This window comes from Cupriavidus sp. SW-Y-13 (assembly GCF_009793345.1).
Lineage (GTDB): Bacteria > Pseudomonadota > Gammaproteobacteria > Burkholderiales > Burkholderiaceae > Cupriavidus.
Map to the genome: position 1 here is coordinate 2,124,600 of NZ_WHLX01000001.1, position 15,362 is coordinate 2,139,961.

The window sequence follows — 15,362 nt, forward strand, 5'->3', positions numbered from 1 at the left end:
CTCCCCTCTCCCGCTCGCGGGAGAGGGGTTGGGGGAGAGGGTCGGAGGCTCTGCTTGCCGACCTGTCGCGATTTGACCTGCTTGCCCTCTCCCCCGCCCCTCTCCCACTTCATGGGAGAGGGGAGCAAACAAACAGCGGGATCCGGCTTTTCAAAGCTTCTCCGTCTCCCCGCTCTTCGGCTGCCACTTCATCAGCCGCTTTTCCACCACCGTCACCATCCAGTCCAGCACCAGCGCACAAGCCGTCAATACGACGATGCCGGCGAATACGGTGTTGATGTCGAACGTCCCCTCGGCCTGCAGGATGAGGTAGCCCACGCCGCGCGCCGATCCCAGATACTCCCCTACCACCGCGCCCACGAATGCCAGTCCCACCGAGGTATGGAGCGACGAGAACACCCAGCTCGTGGCGCTTGGCAGGTACACGTGCCGCAGCAGTTGCTGGCGGTTGGCGCCGAGCATGCGCGCGTTGGCCAGGACTACGGGGCTGACTTCCTTCACGCCCTGGTAGACGTTGAAGAAGACGATGAAGAACACCAGCGTCACGGCCAGCGCCACCTTCGACCAGATCCCCAGTCCGAACCACACCGCGAAGATCGGCGCCAAGATCACGCGCGGCATCGAGTTGGCGGCTTTCACGTAAGGATCGAGCACCGCCGACGTGAACGGACTCAAAGCGAGCCACAGGCCGACACCCAGGCCCGCCACCGTGCCGATACCGAACGCGAGGACGGTTTCAAGCAACGTCACGCCCAGGTGGATGTAGATATCGCGCTCGACCACGAACCAGGTCCAGATGCGCTTGGCCACCATCAGCGGCTCGCCGAAGAAGAACGCCACCTGTTCCGTGCGCGTGGCCAGGTGCCAGATCAGAAGAATTGCTACGAGAAGGAGGAGCTGCCAGACGCGCAGCATGCCTCGGGAATCGGGATGAAAAGCCATGTCGTGATTGTTATCGCTTGTTTGTCGGCTTGTTTGCAGAGCCCTCAGGCCACCTTGCGCTGCTGCGCGTAGCCCTTCAGCACTTCCTCGCGCAGCACATCCCAGATGGCGGCGTGCAGGGCCACGAAGCGCGGATCGTTACGCACTTCGGCCACGTCACGCGGACGCGGCAGTTCGATCGCGAATTCGCCGATAGGATGCGTGGCCGGACCGGCCGACAGCACCACCACGCGGTCGCTCATGGCGATGGCCTCGTCGAGATCATGCGTGATGAACAGCACGGCCTTGCGCTTGGCGGCCCACAGGTCGAGTACCTCGTTTTCCATCAACTGGCGCGTCTGGATGTCGAGCGCCGAGAACGGTTCGTCCATCAGGATGATGTCGGGGTCCATCACCAGTGTCTGCGCCAGGCTCACGCGCTTGCGCATGCCGCCCGACAACTGGTGCGGATAACGATCACCGAAGCCGCCCAGACCCACGCGGCGCAACCATTCCTCGCCCTGCTCCACTGCTTCCGCTCTCGGCACACGGCGAAACTCCAGGCCGGCGATCACGTTGTCGAGCGCGCTGCGCCACGGCATCAGCGCTTCTGACTGGAACATGTAGCCGGCGCGCGTGTTGATGCCGCGCAGCGGTTCGCCGAATACGCGTACCTCGCCGGACGAGGGTTCGAGCAGGCCGGCCGCCACGTTCAGCAGCGTGGATTTGCCGCAGCCGGTGGGGCCGACCACGGACAGGAACTCGCCGGGCTGGATCGACATCGTGACATCGCGCACGGCGGTATAGCGCTGCGCCCGGTCTTCGCGCGAGACGAAGGTGCAGGTCACGTTTTCAAGGGAGAGTGCGGGCGTGCTCATGGAGACAATGGCGCAAAATGCTTCGCCCGCCGGACGAAAAGCCGCGCGGCGGGCGACGGGAGCATCCGGAACGTTATCCGAATGCCTCGACAGAACTTACTTGTACTTGGCGTTGGCCTTCTGCACGAACGCGTTCGTAAACGTGTTGTCGAGCTTGATGGCCTTGCCCTTCAGTTCCGGATCGAACTGCTGCAGCGTGCTCAGCGCCGTCTTCGGACCATCGGCCGGCATCGTGCCATCTGGCGAGATTGCTTCCTTGACCTTGTCCCACGCGGACAGATACAGCGCGCGGTCGCCCAGCAGGTAGCTTTCCGGCACGGTCTTGACGATGTCCGACGGTCCCGCCTTCTGCAGCCACTTCAGTGCGCGCACCATGGCGTTGGTCATCGCCTGCGTGGTGTTCGGATTCTGCTCGATGAACTTGGTCGAAGCGTAGAGGCAGCCCGACGGCATATTGCCGCCGAACACCGCCTGCGTTTCCTTGAGCGTGCGCGTATCCGAGGCAATCTTGACCTCGTTCTTCTGCGTCAGCATCGAGATCACGGGGTCGAGATTGGCCATGGCGTCGATCTGGCCCGAGCGCATCGCGGCCACCGCACCGGCACTGGCGCCCACGCCGATGAACGACACGTCCGACGGCTTCAGCCCCGCTTTGGCCAGCACGAAGTTCGCCATCATGTTGGTGGACGAACCCGGCGCGGTCACGCCGATCTTCTTGCCCTTCAGGTCGGCGATCGAATGGAAGTTCGGCATCGTCTTGTTCGATACCACCAGCACGATCTGCGGCGCGCGGCCCTGCAGCACGAACTCCTGGTATTGCTGGCCCTTGGCCTGGAGGTTGATCGTGTGTTCGTAGGCGCCCGACACCACATCGGCGCTGCCACCCACTACAGCCTGCAGCGCCTTGGCGCCGCCGGCGAAGTCAACGATTTCCACCTCCAGCCCTTCGTCCTTGAAGTAACCCAGGCGCTCGGCGATCGTCAGCGGCAGGTAGTAGAACAGGTTCTTGCCGCCCACGGCGATGGTCACCTTGGACTTCTCTGGCTTGCCTTGCGCAAAGGCATTGCTGCCGAACGTGAACCAGCCTGCCAGGAACAGTGCCAGCGCAATCAGCAACTGCTTCCAGAATTTCTTGTCGTACATCGTTGTCTCCTGCATCTTTTTTACTTCTTTTTGCTTCGTCGTCTTTCGCACCACGCACAAAAGCCGGGATGCCGCAAAGCGGCTCCCGGCGATGCTACCGCCCTCGGGCGCGATCCCACATCGGGATCAACACCTAAACGTCCAATGTATGGACATGGGCGTCACTCGGCCTTGATATCCGCCGACTTGATGACCTTGCCCCAGCGCTGCAGTTCGGCCTTCTGATACTGGTCCAGTTGCTGCGGATTCATGTAATGCGCCTCGGCGCCCAGTTCTTCGGCCTTCTTGCGGAACGCATCGGACTTCATGATCTTCTCGATCTCGGTCGTCAGGCGATCAATGACAGGCTTTGGCGTGCCGGCCGGCGCATACATGGCAAACCACGACGATACGTCGAGATCGGGGTAGCCGGCCTCGGGCGCCGACGGTACATCCTTGAGGCTGGCGATACGCGTCTTGCTGGTCACCACGAGCGGACGCAGTTTGCCTGCGGCGATATGGCCCATCAGTGGCGGCGGCGTGGTCATCGTCATGTCCACGTTGCCGCCCAGCAGGTCGGTCAACGCCGGGCCAGTGCCTTTGTACGGGACGTGCGTGATCTGTATGCCGGCCATCTGGTTCAGCAGCTCGGTGGATACATGCTGCAGCGAGCCATTGCCCGACGACGCGTAATTCAGCTTGTTCGGATTGGCCTTGGCGTAAGCCACCAGTTCCTTGAGCGACTTGACCGGCAGGTTCGGCCGCACCACCAGTACCTGCGGCGCGGACAGCAGGTTGGCTACGGGCGCGAAATCCTTGACCGGGTCCCACGGCATCTTGGTCAGCAGCGGCGTGATCACGTGGAAGCCGGAGTACTGCACCAGCACCGTGTAACCGTCCGGCTTGGCACGCTGCACGGCCTGCGCGGCAATGCTGCCGTTGCCGCCCGGCTTGTTGTCGACCACGACGGATTGGCCGAGCGCCTTAGACAGGGGCTCGGAGATCAGGCGCGCGGCGAGGTCCGTAGTGCCGCCGGCCGAGGCCGAGACCACGAGCATGATCGGGCGGTTCGGGTAGGAACCGTCTTGGGCGTAAGCAGTAGCGGTGTAGGTCAGGCCGAGCGCTAGCGCGGCGATAAGAGTGCGTTTCATGGGTTGTCTCCGTTGTTGTAGTGGGGGACTCTAAGAATCTGTTCTGTTCTTGCTCCCCTCTCCCACTAGTGGGAGAGGGGTTGGGGGTGAGGGCTTGGCGGTTCAAATTGCGACCTGTCGTGGCAGAACCGCTTGCCCTCACCCCCACCCCTCTCCCGCACGCGGGAGAGGGGAGAAAACCATCGGGTTGGGAAATCAGGAAGCCGCAAAAAATTCCGCCATCCATCCAGGCGGCTGGTGCGTGCGCAGCCGTGGCCCTGCGCTCAACAACTGGCTGGTCACGTCACGCTGAACCAGTTCCGACACGCCGCCGACCACGCCGAGCAGGCGCTCGAGATCGATGCCGGTGTCCACGCCCATCGACGCGAACATATGCACGAGTTCTTCGGTGCTGACATTGCCGCTCGCACCGGGCGCGTAGGGGCAGCCGCCCAGACCGCCGGCTGCGGCGTCGAAGCGCGTCACGCCGGTCTGCCACGCGGCCATGGCATTCGCCAGGCCCATGCCGCGCGTGTTGTGAAGGTGGATCGTCAAGCCAGTCTTCGGCAGTTCCCGCTGGAAGCGCTCGCACAACGCGGCCACCTGATTCGGATAGGCCATGCCGGTGGTATCGCACAACGTGATGCCAGCCGCGCCGGCTTCGGCAAACCCGTGGGCCAGGGTCATGACCTCGGCCTCGTCCACTTCGCCTTCGAACGGGCAACCGAACACGGTGGACAGCGACACGTTCACCGGCACCCCAACCTTCCCGGCTTCCGCGATCATCGCCAGCAACTGCGCTTTCGACTGCTCGCGCGTCATGCGCAGATTGGCGCGGTTGTGGGTCTCGCTGGCCGACATCACCAGATTGACTTCATCGGGACGGCACGACAACGCGCGCTCCAGGCCACGCAGGTTTGGCACCAGCACCGTATAGGCCACGCCCGGCACGCGTTCGATCTGGTGCATCACCGCCTCGGCGTCGGCCAGCGCGGGAATGGCGCGGGCCGAGGTGAACGAGGTGGCCTCGATACGCGCGAATCCGCAATGGGCCAGTGCATCGACGAAGGCAACCTTGCCTTCAGTCGGCACGATGAACGACTCGATCTGCAGGCCGTCGCGCGGCGCCACATCGTTGATTTCGATCTTCGCGGGTCCGGCAAGCGGATAGCGATTCTGAATGTTGGCGCTCATGCGATCACTCCCCGGGCCCGCAGGTCCGCAATGGCTGCCGCATCAATGCCGGATTCGGCCAGCACCGCGTCGGTATGCTCGCCCAACGTGGGCGCGCGGTCGTGGATGGCGCCCGGATTGCCGGACAGCTTGGGGATGATTCCCGGTACCTCGACACTGAGCCCCCGGGCCGACGTCACCGTCTCGATCACGCCGCGCGCCCGGTAGTGGGGATCTTCGGCGATGTCCTTGACGGTGTAGATCCGGCCAGACGGCACGTCCGCGCCGCGCAATGCATCGAGCGCGGAGGCCACGGTCTGGGTTTTCGTCCAGACGCCGATGGCGGCATCGATCTCGTCCACGCGCTTCACGCGGCCATCGTTGCGAGCCAGATCCGGATCGTCGCCAAGGTCGTTGCGGTCCATCAGCGTCATCAGGCGCTTGAAAATGGCATCGCCATTGGCGGCGATCAGCACATAGTCACCGCAACCGCACAGGTAGGCGTTCGATGGGGCGATGCCGGGCAGCGCGCCGCCAGCCGGCTGGCGCACGGCGCCGAATGCGGAATATTCGGGCAGCAGGCTTTCACTCAAGTTGAACAGCGATTCATAGAGCGCCACGTCGATGACCTGCCCTTCGCCGCCACGCGCATCGCGCTCGTACAGCGCCAGCAACACGCCAAGCGCACCATGCAGGCCGGCGATGGTGTCGCCCAACGACAGCCCAGCGCGCACCGGCGGCCGGCCCGGCTCGCCGGTCAGGTGGCGCAGCCCGCTCATGGCCTCGGCCACGGCGGCGAAGCCCGGTTCGTCGCGCTTCGGGCCGGTCTGGCCGTAACCGGACACGCGCACCATGATCAGCTTGGGATTGGCGGCGTGCAGGACATCCCAGCCCATGCCCCATTTCTCCATCGTGCCGGGGCGGAAATTTTCGATCAGCACATCGGCCTCGGCAGCCAGCTTGCGCACCAGCGCCTGGCCTTCCGGCTGGCGCAGATCGATGGCAATAGATTGCTTGTTGCGCGACTGCGCCTCCCACCAGACCGAGGTATCCTCGTGGATCATGCGCCACTTGCGCAGCGGATCGCCCTGACCGGGCGGCTCCACCTTGATAATGTGAGCGCCAAAATCGGCCAGCGTCTTGGCGGCGAATGGGCCGGCAATCAGTTGTCCCAGTTCCAGGACACGAATGCCATTGAGAATCTGTTGTGCCATGTTGGGGAACGTCTCCGTTAAGCTGACCCGTCGGGGGATTGTCGTCGTGGCTTTGTTTCGACGGAGTGTGCCCCGTTGCGCAGTGACGCGGAATCGGCAATCCGGAAAGCGGGCTATCTCGGAATGCGAAAGATTCGGGAATACCCTGCCCGGCAACGCTCAATCTCCGGGCCCGCCTGCCGTTACTGGGGGATTGGGGTTCACGCGGCAACCGTGTCGATCTCTCCCTTCCTCGCTCTTCCCGCGCCGAAAACAATCGACGGCACAGACGCCATGGACATCGCCCGCCTTTGCCGGACCCTCAGCGCCGCCGCGCTGCTTGCAGTCGCGACGCTCGGCACCGCCCCGCCCGCCAGCGCGCAAACCCGCGTGGTGCTGTACTCCGAAGCGGGTCAGCGGCCCCTTTCGTACGAGGAAAACGGCGCGCCCAAAGGCGACTATATCGACCACTTCATGCGCGTCGCGAACCGGATTCCGGGCTATCAGGTCGAGATCCGATTCGCCTCGTGGGCACGCACGGTCGAGGAAGCGAAGAACGGCAACAGCGCCGGCATCCTGGGGGTGTATTACCGACCTAAAGAACGGCCGTACCTCAATCATTCGAAGGCGTTCTACGCCGAAGAGGTGGCCGTACACTGCAATCGAGACGCCATCGAGGGCCGCACCTTCCACCACTATCCCGATGATTTCGCCGGACTCCGATTCGGCAACCAGCGCAACTATCTGGCGCCCGGCCCGCGCTTCTTCCAGATGGTGAAGGAAGGCCGCATCACGATGGTGGAGGGGCACGAGTTCCAGGATCTGGTCAAGAAGATGCTGGTCGGCGAAATCGACTGCGTGGTCAACCCCAGCATCGTCATCAAGGAAGCGCTGCGATCGCTGGAAACGCGCGGACTACCTGAGCGCATGCGCTACAAGTCCCGGCGCGCCCTGGTCATCAAAACCGAGACCGTGCACATAGGATTCAGCAAGAAGTACGAGGAAGCCCATCCGGAATTGGCGAAATTCCGACAGCTGTTCAACCAGGCGGCGCCTGAATAGAATGCCGCACTGACTCGCCCGAACCGCTGGACCCGCTGGACCTTGCCAGGATCTTCGCCCCATGCCACCGCTGCCCCCGGTTCGTTCGATCCGGACCCGGATGATCGTGCTGTTTATTGTTGTCATCACGACAACGCTGGGCGCATTTGCCTCGCATCGACACTGGCTGCTGCGGCAGGATCTTGAGCAACGGTTCGAACGGACCCGTGCCGATGTGCTCGAAAGCCTCGCGCAGAGCCTGGCGGAACCCACCTGGGCCTTGAACGTCGGCATCCTGCGGACGCGGCTCGACGCCACGCTGATCCACCCTGAGGTCGTCGAAGCCTGTGTGTTCTCGCCGGACGGGCAGGAAATCTACGCCGCTGCCGGCCGACCCGCATCCCCGAACGGAGAGCCGTGTGCATCGGCGGGTGCCGATGACCTGCTTGACCGCGTCGTCATCTACCCGCCCGATGGCATCGATGCCACGCGGCGCGAGGTCTCCATCGGCAAGGCGGTGGTTCGCTTCAGCCGCAGGCCCATGGATGGAACATTGCGGGCGGCGATGATCCAGGGCGTGACCGAGGTGGCCGCCATCGACGTGGTGCTGGTGTTGCTGCTGACGTTCGGCCTGCGCATGATCTTCGTCCCCTTGGAGCGCCTGCAGCGCGCCCTGTTCCAGCTTGCCTCGCGTCACGAGGAAGAACCCGAGGAGCTCGCCAAACTGGGACGTCAGGAGTTCGACAGCGTGATCGATGGCTTCAACCAGGTGCTGCGCAAGCTCAAGCTGATCATCGCGGAGCGCACCGAGGCCGAACTGACCGTGCGCGCGGCCATCCAGCGCAGCAACAACGCGTTTGCACAGATCCAGGCCACCCAAGCCGAACTTGTCGAGAAAAATCGGCAACTCGAAACGCTGTCGCGTACCGACCAGCTCACCGGCGTGTACAACCGGCGTCGTCTCGACGAGGCGCTGATCGATGCGCTGGCCCACAGCGGCACGGTATTCTCGATCATCCTGCTCGACGTGGACCGCTTCAAATCCATCAACGACAACCACGGCCACCAGATCGGCGACCGCGTGCTCGTGGACATGGCCCAGCGCATCCTCGACGCCAAGCGTCCCGGCGATATCGTCGGCCGCTGGGGCGGCGAGGAATTCCTGATCATATGCCCCGACACCGACCTCCCGGACGCTGCCGCCCAGGCCGAGGCGCTGCGGCAAGCTATCTCAGCGCAGGATTTTTCGGTAATGGGCGCGATGACCGCCAGCCTCGGCGTAGCCAGCTTCCAGTCGGGGGATACCATCCACGGGATGATTTCTCGCGCGGATCAGGCGTTGTATGAAGCGAAAAGGAAGGGGAGGAATCGGGTGGAGTTTGGGGAGGTGGGGGTTTTGGTGCCTTGATGGTTTGCTCCCCTCTCCCGCGTTAGTGGGAGAGGGGAGCAAACCACGGCAGATACAGCCTCAAAACGGCGCCCGATCCCCGCACAAATGCGTAATCAACAACCTGGCCGACACCGTCAGCCCCGCCGGGTCGCGCATGCCAATCAGTAGCGATCGTCGCGCCCACGCGTCCTGCAGCCCCACCAGCGCCAGGCCCATCGACTTGACGTGCGGTTCCGCCGCGATTCTTGGCAGCACGCCAACGCCCAGTCCGGCCATGACCATGCGGCACATGGCGTCAAAGCTGCGCACCTGGATGCGCAACCGGAACTGGCGCTCCAGCCGGCTACTCTCTTCGAGCAGGCGTGCCGCCAGCGATGTCACCTGCGGCAGGCTGACGAAATCGTATTCGAGCGCATCGGCATAGTGGACGGCGCCCTGCTGAGCCAGCGGATGGCCCGGCGGCGTGATGATGACCAGTTCGTCCTGCCGGTACTCCACCGTCACCAGCCCCGTGCAGGGTGTGCGATCGGCAAAGATACCGACATCGGCACGATTCTCCATCAGCGCGGCCACGATGTCGCTGCTGTTGTGTTCCTCGAGTTCGATGCGGATGGTGGGATGCTGGCGCATGAACTGCGCCAGATCGTCGGGCAGGAACTGCGTGATCGCCGAGGTATTGGCGCAGACGCGCACCTGTCCGCGCACGCCTGACGCATAGTCCGACATCACGCCGGCCATGCGTTCCACGTCCTGCAGGATGGTCAGCGCATGGTGAAAGCACGCCTGGCCGGCCTCGGTCAGTTGCACGCCGGCAGCATGTCGAAAGAACAGCGGTGCGCCAACCGCGGTCTCCAGATCCGAGATCCGCTTGCTGGCAGCCGCCACGGCCAGGTGCGATTGCCGCGCTCCGGCCGAGATACTGCCCTGCCGGGCCACGGCCACGAACAGACCGAGCGTGACGAGATCGAAGCGCGCGAGATTCATGCCGTTACAGCGTGCGCCGGTCCATCACGGCGCGGGCGATGGTGCCCGCATCCACGTATTCGAGTTCGCCGCCCACGGGCACGCCACGGGCCAACCGCGACACCTTGAGGCCACGCGCCTTCAGCATCTCGCCGATGTAGTGCGCAGTGGCCTCGCCCTCGCTCGTGAAATTGGTGGCCACGATCACCTCGGTGGCCGGCCCGCCAAACTCGGGGTCCGTGGCCCGCGCCAGCAAGCGGTCAAGGTGGATTTCCTTCGGGCCAATACCATCGAGCGGCGACAACCGCCCCATCAGCACGAAGTACTGGCCCCGGTATGTCAGCGTCTGCTCGATCATGATCTGATCGGCTGGTGTCTCCACCACGCACAGCAGCGACGCGTCGCGCTCCGCATCGCGGCAGGTCTCGCAGATGTCCTGCTCGGTGAACGTATTGCAGCGCTCGCAATGGCGAATGCCGTCGGCCGCACCGCGCAAGGCGTCACCGAGCTTGCGCGCGCCGTCGCGGTCGTGCTGGAGCAGGTGATACGCCATGCGCTGGGCCGATTTCGGCCCCACGCCGGGTAGCACTTTCAGGGCCTCGACCAGCGCCTGCAGCGAGGTGGGCGGAGCCGCTTTCATCGCGGCGCCGCCTGCGGAAATACTGGCATCGATATATCGATCAGAACGGCAGCTTGAAGCCCGGGGGCAGCGGCAGGCCCGACGTCATCGAGCCCATCTTTTCCTGCGTGGTGGCCTCGGCCTTGCGCACGGCGTCGTTGAACGCGGCAGCCACGAGGTCTTCGAGCAGGTCCTTGTCATCAGCCAGCAGGCTCGGATCGATGGTGACGCGCTTCACGTCGTTCTTGCAGGTCATCAGCACTTTGACGAGACCGGCGCCGGACTGGCCCTCGACCTCGATCTGTGCCAACTGGTCCTGCATCTTCTTCATGTTTTCCTGCATCTGCTGGGCTTGCTTCATCAGCCCCGCCAGTTGACCTTTCATCATGGGATCACTCCTTGGAAATATGCGAAATAGGTAGTTATATACGGGCGGCGCTCCCTGGCTCCAGGCGGCCGCCTCTGGAATATCAGGCGGCGCGCGGCTGCACCGAGCCCGGCACGATCTGTCCGCCAAACTCGCGCAGCAAACCCTGCACAAACGGATCGCGGTCGATCTCGGCCTCGGCTTCGCGCTGCCGTTCGGCGCGCGCAGCGGCATCCACCGCCGCTGCGGTGTGCGTGACCGCGCCAACCTCGCATTGCAGCCGCACTTCCACGCCGAATTCTTCGCTCAGGACGGCCTGCAGGCGTTCGGCAACATTCGCTTCCGCCAGCGCCGCCACGGGGACGCGCAGATGCAGCGCGCGGCCCACCACACGGTGCATCTCGCTCTGCAACGCCAGTTGCTGCGCCAGACCCTTGAGCGGCAGACGAGCGGCCAGTTCCGGCCAATCGCTGGTGAGCACGGGCGGCGTGCCATCGTCGGCAGCACTTGGGGCCACCGGCGGCACGGCCGGTGCCAGCGCCACAGCGGGTTCCGGCTCGGGTGCCGGCTTGCTGGCCTGCATCGACGGGGCGGATGGGGAGGTCGGGGCACGATGGCCGCGCGGCGCGCGGTCTACGGTTTCCGCTTCGAAACCGTTGTCGAAACCGCCGAAGTTCGGATCGAAGCCCGGATCGTAATCCTGCGACACACCGGGGTCAGCGTCGTACGGGCCGATCATCGGCAAGTCGGGCGGCATCTCTTCCCACGGCGGCACGTCGCTGGTCCGCGCAGCGGGTGCCGCCGGGGCGGGCCGTGCAGCGGATTCAGGCATTACTGCAGGACGCACAGCCGGTGCAGCGGAAGGCGCTGGCGCGACGGGCGCGTCAGGCGCCGCCGTAGCAGCGGTGGCCGGACGCGAAGCCGAAGGCGGACGCAGCGGCTGGGCGGACTGGCGCTGCGCGGCGGCGGCCGTCGCACCCGCCATCGGCGGTGCGCCCATCCCTGCCGGACGCGCACCACCCTTGCCTGCCGATGCCTGACGCGCCGCGTCGAGTGCTGCACGGGCCGGAGACATCGGCGCGCGGCTGGCGGATGGCGCAGCAGGCGCGGATGCCGTGTTCGGGGCGGCAGGGGCTGGCGGGACAGCAGCAGCCGGTGCCGCCACCGGCCGGGCTTCCTGCACCATCGGCTGCGGTGGCACGGCTCGCACCGGGGCAGGTTCGATCTTCGGCGGGGCCGAGGGCATTGGCGCTGCCACTGCAGCAACCGGCGCCACCGCCATCGCACGCGGCGCAGCACCGCCCGGCGCGCTGGCCGGACGCGGACGCGCCACCTGCTGGCCACCGCCCTGCCCGCCTGCCGGCGTGGCCGGCGCAGCCGAGGGACGGAACGCCAGCATGCGCAACAGCGTCATCGTGAAGCCGGCGTATTCGTCCGGCGCCAGCGCCAGTTCGCTTCGGCCCAGGTTGGCAATCTGATAGAAAAGCTGGATTTCCTGTGAGTCGAACTGACCAGCCAGCCGACGCACGTCCTCGGCCTCGGGCCATTCGTCCTGTACCGATGCCGGCACCGCCTGCGCCAGCGCGATCTTGTGCAGCAGCGAACCCAGGTCCTGCAGCGCGCCGGCAAACGACAGACTGCGATCCGCCATCGCATCGGCAATTCCGATCATCGCGGCGCCATCCTCTGCGGCCAGCGCATCGAGCAGTTGCACGAGGTAGCTCTGGTCGATGGCGCCGAGCATGCCACGCACGGCATCCTCGGATACCTGGCCGGCACTGTAGGCGATGGCCTGATCGGTCAGCGACAATGCATCGCGCATCGAACCATGGGCAGCCTGCGCCAGCAGCCGCAGTGCGCTGCCATCGTGCTGGATGCCTTCCTGCCCCAGGATGTGGTCGAGGTGCGAGACGATATGCCCTGGCGGCATCTGCTTGAGGTTGAACTGCAGGCAGCGCGACAGAACGGTAACCGGGATCTTCTGCGGATCGGTCGTGGCCAGGATGAACTTGACGTGTCCGGGCGGCTCTTCCAGCGTCTTCAGCATGGCGTTGAAGGCGTGGTTGGTCAGCATGTGGACTTCGTCGATCATGTAGACCTTGAAACGGCCGACCGACGGCGCATAGACCGCCTTGTCCAGCAGTTGCGCCATTTCATCGACGCCGCGGTTCGAAGCCGCGTCCATCTCGATGTAATCGACGAACCGCCCGCTGTCGATTTCCGTACACGCCTGGCACTGGCCGCACGGCTGGGAGGTGATGCCGCCGTTGCCGTCAGGGCCGGTACAGTTGAGCGCCTTGGCCAGAATCCGGGACAAAGTGGTCTTGCCCACCCCGCGCGTACCGGTAAACAGGTAGGCGTGATGCAGCCGTTGCTGTTCCAGCGCGTGCGTGAGCGCGCGGACCACGTGCTCCTGGCCGACCAGCGTGGTGAAATCCCGTGGGCGCCATTTGCGCGCTAGAACTTGATAACTCATGGCGGCGATTGTAGCAAAACGCAGACCCGGGCGACCGGGCGCGCCCCAACGAAAAAGCCCCGCCATACGGGCGGGGCTTCAGGCTGCTGCAGCGATCCGGCGATCAGTGGATCACCATCAGCGTGAACGGATACACGTACGCCTGCAGCGTCACGAACAGGCCCACCATGATCGCCAGCACAACCGAGTGGAAGAACACGTAGCGCAGGATCTCGCCCTCGTGCCCGTACCACTTGGTCGCGGTGGATGCCACCACGATGGACTGCGCATCGATCATCTTGCCCATCACGCCACCCGAACTGTTGGCCGCTGCCATCAACGTGGGAGACAGGCCCAATTGCTCGGCTGTGGTCTTCTGCAATCCGCCGAACAGCACGTTCGACGCCGTGTCGGAACCTGTCAGCGCCACACCCAGCCAGCCCAGCATCGTACCGAATAGCGGATAGAACACGCCGGTCTGTGCAAACGCCAGCCCCAACGTGGCGTCCAGGCCCGAATAGCGGGTCAGGTAGCCGATACCGAACATCGCGCAGATCGTCAGCAGCGAGTAACGCACCAGCTTGATGGTCTCCCAATACTCCTTGAACAGGCGAGGGATGGAATAGCCCATCAGCAGCCCGCCAACCACCGCCGACACCAGAATGCCGGTGCCAGCCATCGACAGCACATTGAAGTTGAAGACCGCACCTTCGGCGATTTCCTTCGGCACCACGGGCGGGCCCTTGAGAATGGCCTTGTCCAGACCCGGAATCGGATACTTCCAGAGCCAGATCCCATCCATCAGCTTCTTGAATTCCGGCACGCCCCAGACAAACACGAAGACCGTCAGAATTACCCACGGCATCCATGCCTTGACGACCGAGATGCTGGCCGATGCCGCGTTGGCCTTGGCGTCCGCTTCGAGCGCTTCGGGATGGTCGATCTTGGAGTCGTCATGGCGACCCAGGATCCGCGTCGAGGTCCAGATTTCCTTCGGGCGCCATACCTTCAGGAACATCGTCAGGCAGCCCATCGAGATCAGCGCCGAGATGACGTCCACCAGCCACGGGCCGTGGAAGTTCGACACCAGGAACTGCGGCACTGCGAAGCTGACGCCCGCCACGAGAATCGCAGGCCAGATCGCGAGCATGCCGCGGAAGCCCGCGAACGCCCAGATCAGCCAGAACGGCACCAGCACGGAGAAGAACGGCAGTTGGCGACCGATCATTGCGGACAACTGCACCTGATCGATACCGGTCACCGACGACAGCCCGATGATCGGCGCACCCAGCGCGCCAAAGGCCACGGGCGCCGTATTGGCGATCAGCGCCAGACCCGACGCCGCCAGCGGCGAGAAGCCGAGGCCGATCAGGATGGCACCGGTCACGGCCACCGGCGTACCGAAGCCCGCCGCGCCCTCGAAGAACGCGCCGAAGCTGAACGCCACCAGCAGCAGTTGCAGGCGGCGATCCTCGGTCACACCCGAGATCGAGTTCTGCAAGACCTTGAATGACCCGTTCAACGTGGTCAGCCGGTGCAGGAAAATAATATTGAGAACGATCCAACCGATGGGGAACAGACCGGACACGATGCCGAACCCGGCCGCCTTGCCCGCCATCGCGGCCGGCATGCCGAACACGAACGACGCGACAACGACGCCGACCGCCAGCGCCAGCCCGGCCGCCAGGTGCGCCTGCATATGGAAAAACGCCAGCGCTGCAAGCAACACAGCAACCGGCACACCCGCGGCAATAGTGGACAGCGCCATACTGCCGAGCGGGTCGTAGACTTGACTCCACACGATTGAATCCTCCTCTGGTTGAAACGGCCATACGCCTCTGACGGGCTTGGCGGCCGATACTGCCCTGCAGGCGACGCAAACGCCGCACGCAGACAACAGAAAGGAGATTGTAAGTACGAGGTTCCCGGCAACGATCCCTAAATTCAGTCACCAAAGTGATGAATCGGATTCAGGGATCAGGGTTTTTGCTGGGAGCAGGCTTAAGTACCTCCTTACAACCATCGCGGGAGGGTACTCCTTCAAACGGGTGTTCGAGGCGCGGAAGGATGCTGCTTGCTCCCCTCTTCCGCGAGCGGGAGAGGGGAGAAA

At 64.4% G+C, this 15,362-nt stretch carries 13 protein-coding genes; 2 read left to right on the forward strand and 11 right to left on the reverse strand.

All coding sequences use genetic code 11. The annotated features are described in order from the left end of the window. Positions 1-150 precede the first annotated feature (150 nt). The 6 genes from GA566_RS09440 to GA566_RS09465 all read right to left on the reverse strand — a co-directional run bounded on the left by GA566_RS09440 (position 151) and on the right by GA566_RS09465 (position 6,438). Entirely contained in the window at positions 151-942 is a 792-nt protein-coding gene (locus GA566_RS09440; RefSeq protein WP_160472590.1) for an ABC transporter permease, read from the reverse strand. A 44-nt stretch (positions 943-986) separates the two neighbouring features. Continuing rightward, entirely contained in the window at positions 987-1,799 is an 813-nt protein-coding gene (locus GA566_RS09445; RefSeq protein WP_160472591.1) for an ABC transporter ATP-binding protein, read from the reverse strand. 96 nt (positions 1,800-1,895) lie between these two features. After that, on the reverse strand, positions 1,896-2,942 hold the full coding sequence (locus GA566_RS09450; protein ID WP_160472592.1) for an ABC transporter substrate-binding protein: 1,047 nt from the start codon (positions 2,940-2,942) through the stop codon (positions 1,896-1,898). Positions 2,943-3,103: 161 nt separating this feature from the next. After that, positions 3,104-4,072, reverse strand: a complete 969-nt coding sequence (locus tag GA566_RS09455) for a tripartite tricarboxylate transporter substrate binding protein (RefSeq protein ID WP_160472593.1) — start codon at positions 4,070-4,072, stop codon at positions 3,104-3,106. 195 nt (positions 4,073-4,267) lie between these two features. Continuing rightward, positions 4,268-5,245, reverse strand: a complete 978-nt coding sequence (locus GA566_RS09460) for a hydroxymethylglutaryl-CoA lyase (protein WP_160472594.1) — start codon at positions 5,243-5,245, stop codon at positions 4,268-4,270. Beyond that, entirely contained in the window at positions 5,242-6,438 is a 1,197-nt protein-coding gene (locus tag GA566_RS09465) for a CaiB/BaiF CoA-transferase family protein (RefSeq protein ID WP_160472595.1), read from the reverse strand. Before GA566_RS09465 ends, GA566_RS09460 begins: the two co-directional genes overlap by 4 nt. A gap of 213 nt (positions 6,439-6,651) precedes the next feature. Here GA566_RS09465 and GA566_RS09470 point away from each other — a divergent pair, with 213 nt between their 5' ends. Both GA566_RS09470 and GA566_RS09475 read left to right on the forward strand, forming a co-directional pair. Further along, a complete protein-coding gene (locus GA566_RS09470; RefSeq protein WP_160472596.1) occupies positions 6,652-7,479 on the forward strand; it encodes an ABC transporter substrate-binding protein in 828 nt (275 codons plus the stop codon). A 61-nt stretch (positions 7,480-7,540) separates the two neighbouring features. After that, a complete protein-coding gene (locus tag GA566_RS09475) occupies positions 7,541-8,866 on the forward strand; it encodes a GGDEF domain-containing protein (protein WP_160472597.1) in 1,326 nt (441 codons plus the stop codon). Positions 8,867-8,926: 60 nt separating this feature from the next. Here the strand turns inward: GA566_RS09475 and GA566_RS09480 are convergent, their stop codons facing one another. The 5 genes from GA566_RS09480 to GA566_RS09500 all read right to left on the reverse strand — a co-directional run bounded on the left by GA566_RS09480 (position 8,927) and on the right by GA566_RS09500 (position 15,053). Continuing rightward, positions 8,927-9,832 carry a LysR family transcriptional regulator gene (locus GA566_RS09480; protein ID WP_137926042.1) on the reverse strand — a complete coding sequence of 302 codons (906 nt, stop codon included), beginning with the start codon at positions 9,830-9,832 and terminating at the stop codon, positions 8,927-8,929. Positions 9,833-9,836: 4 nt separating this feature from the next. Further along, entirely contained in the window at positions 9,837-10,451 is a 615-nt protein-coding gene (recR, locus tag GA566_RS09485) for a recombination mediator RecR (protein WP_137926043.1), read from the reverse strand. A gap of 40 nt (positions 10,452-10,491) precedes the next feature. Further along, a complete protein-coding gene (locus GA566_RS09490) occupies positions 10,492-10,818 on the reverse strand; it encodes a YbaB/EbfC family nucleoid-associated protein (protein ID WP_137926044.1) in 327 nt (108 codons plus the stop codon). A gap of 82 nt (positions 10,819-10,900) precedes the next feature. Then, on the reverse strand, positions 10,901-13,273 hold the full coding sequence (locus GA566_RS09495; protein WP_160472598.1) for a DNA polymerase III subunit gamma/tau: 2,373 nt from the start codon (positions 13,271-13,273) through the stop codon (positions 10,901-10,903). Between the two features lie 103 nt (positions 13,274-13,376). Next, positions 13,377-15,053, reverse strand: a complete 1,677-nt coding sequence (locus GA566_RS09500) for an L-lactate permease (RefSeq protein WP_160472599.1) — start codon at positions 15,051-15,053, stop codon at positions 13,377-13,379. Between the last annotated feature and the right edge of the window lie 309 nt (positions 15,054-15,362).

What these genes read in the sequence shown, in the direction of transcription:
- GA566_RS09440 (WP_160472590.1), bottom strand. Translation starts at nt 942, where the DNA reads ATGGCTTTTCATCCCGATTCCCGAGGCATGCTGCGCGTCTGGCAGCTC.
- GA566_RS09445 (WP_160472591.1), bottom strand. Translation starts at nt 1,799, where the DNA reads ATGAGCACGCCCGCACTCTCCCTTGAAAACGTGACCTGCACCTTCGTC.
- GA566_RS09450 (WP_160472592.1), bottom strand. Translation starts at nt 2,942, where the DNA reads ATGTACGACAAGAAATTCTGGAAGCAGTTGCTGATTGCGCTGGCACTG.
- GA566_RS09455 (WP_160472593.1), bottom strand. Translation starts at nt 4,072, where the DNA reads ATGAAACGCACTCTTATCGCCGCGCTAGCGCTCGGCCTGACCTACACC.
- GA566_RS09460 (WP_160472594.1), bottom strand. Translation starts at nt 5,245, where the DNA reads ATGAGCGCCAACATTCAGAATCGCTATCCGCTTGCCGGACCCGCGAAG.
- GA566_RS09465 (WP_160472595.1), bottom strand. Translation starts at nt 6,438, where the DNA reads ATGGCACAACAGATTCTCAATGGCATTCGTGTCCTGGAACTGGGACAA.
- GA566_RS09475 (WP_160472597.1), top strand. Translation starts at nt 7,541, where the DNA reads ATGCCACCGCTGCCCCCGGTTCGTTCGATCCGGACCCGGATGATCGTG.
- GA566_RS09480 (WP_137926042.1), bottom strand. Translation starts at nt 9,832, where the DNA reads ATGAATCTCGCGCGCTTCGATCTCGTCACGCTCGGTCTGTTCGTGGCC.
- recR (WP_137926043.1), bottom strand. Translation starts at nt 10,451, where the DNA reads ATGAAAGCGGCTCCGCCCACCTCGCTGCAGGCGCTGGTCGAGGCCCTG.
- GA566_RS09490 (WP_137926044.1), bottom strand. Translation starts at nt 10,818, where the DNA reads ATGATGAAAGGTCAACTGGCGGGGCTGATGAAGCAAGCCCAGCAGATG.
- GA566_RS09495 (WP_160472598.1), bottom strand. Translation starts at nt 13,273, where the DNA reads ATGAGTTATCAAGTTCTAGCGCGCAAATGGCGCCCACGGGATTTCACC.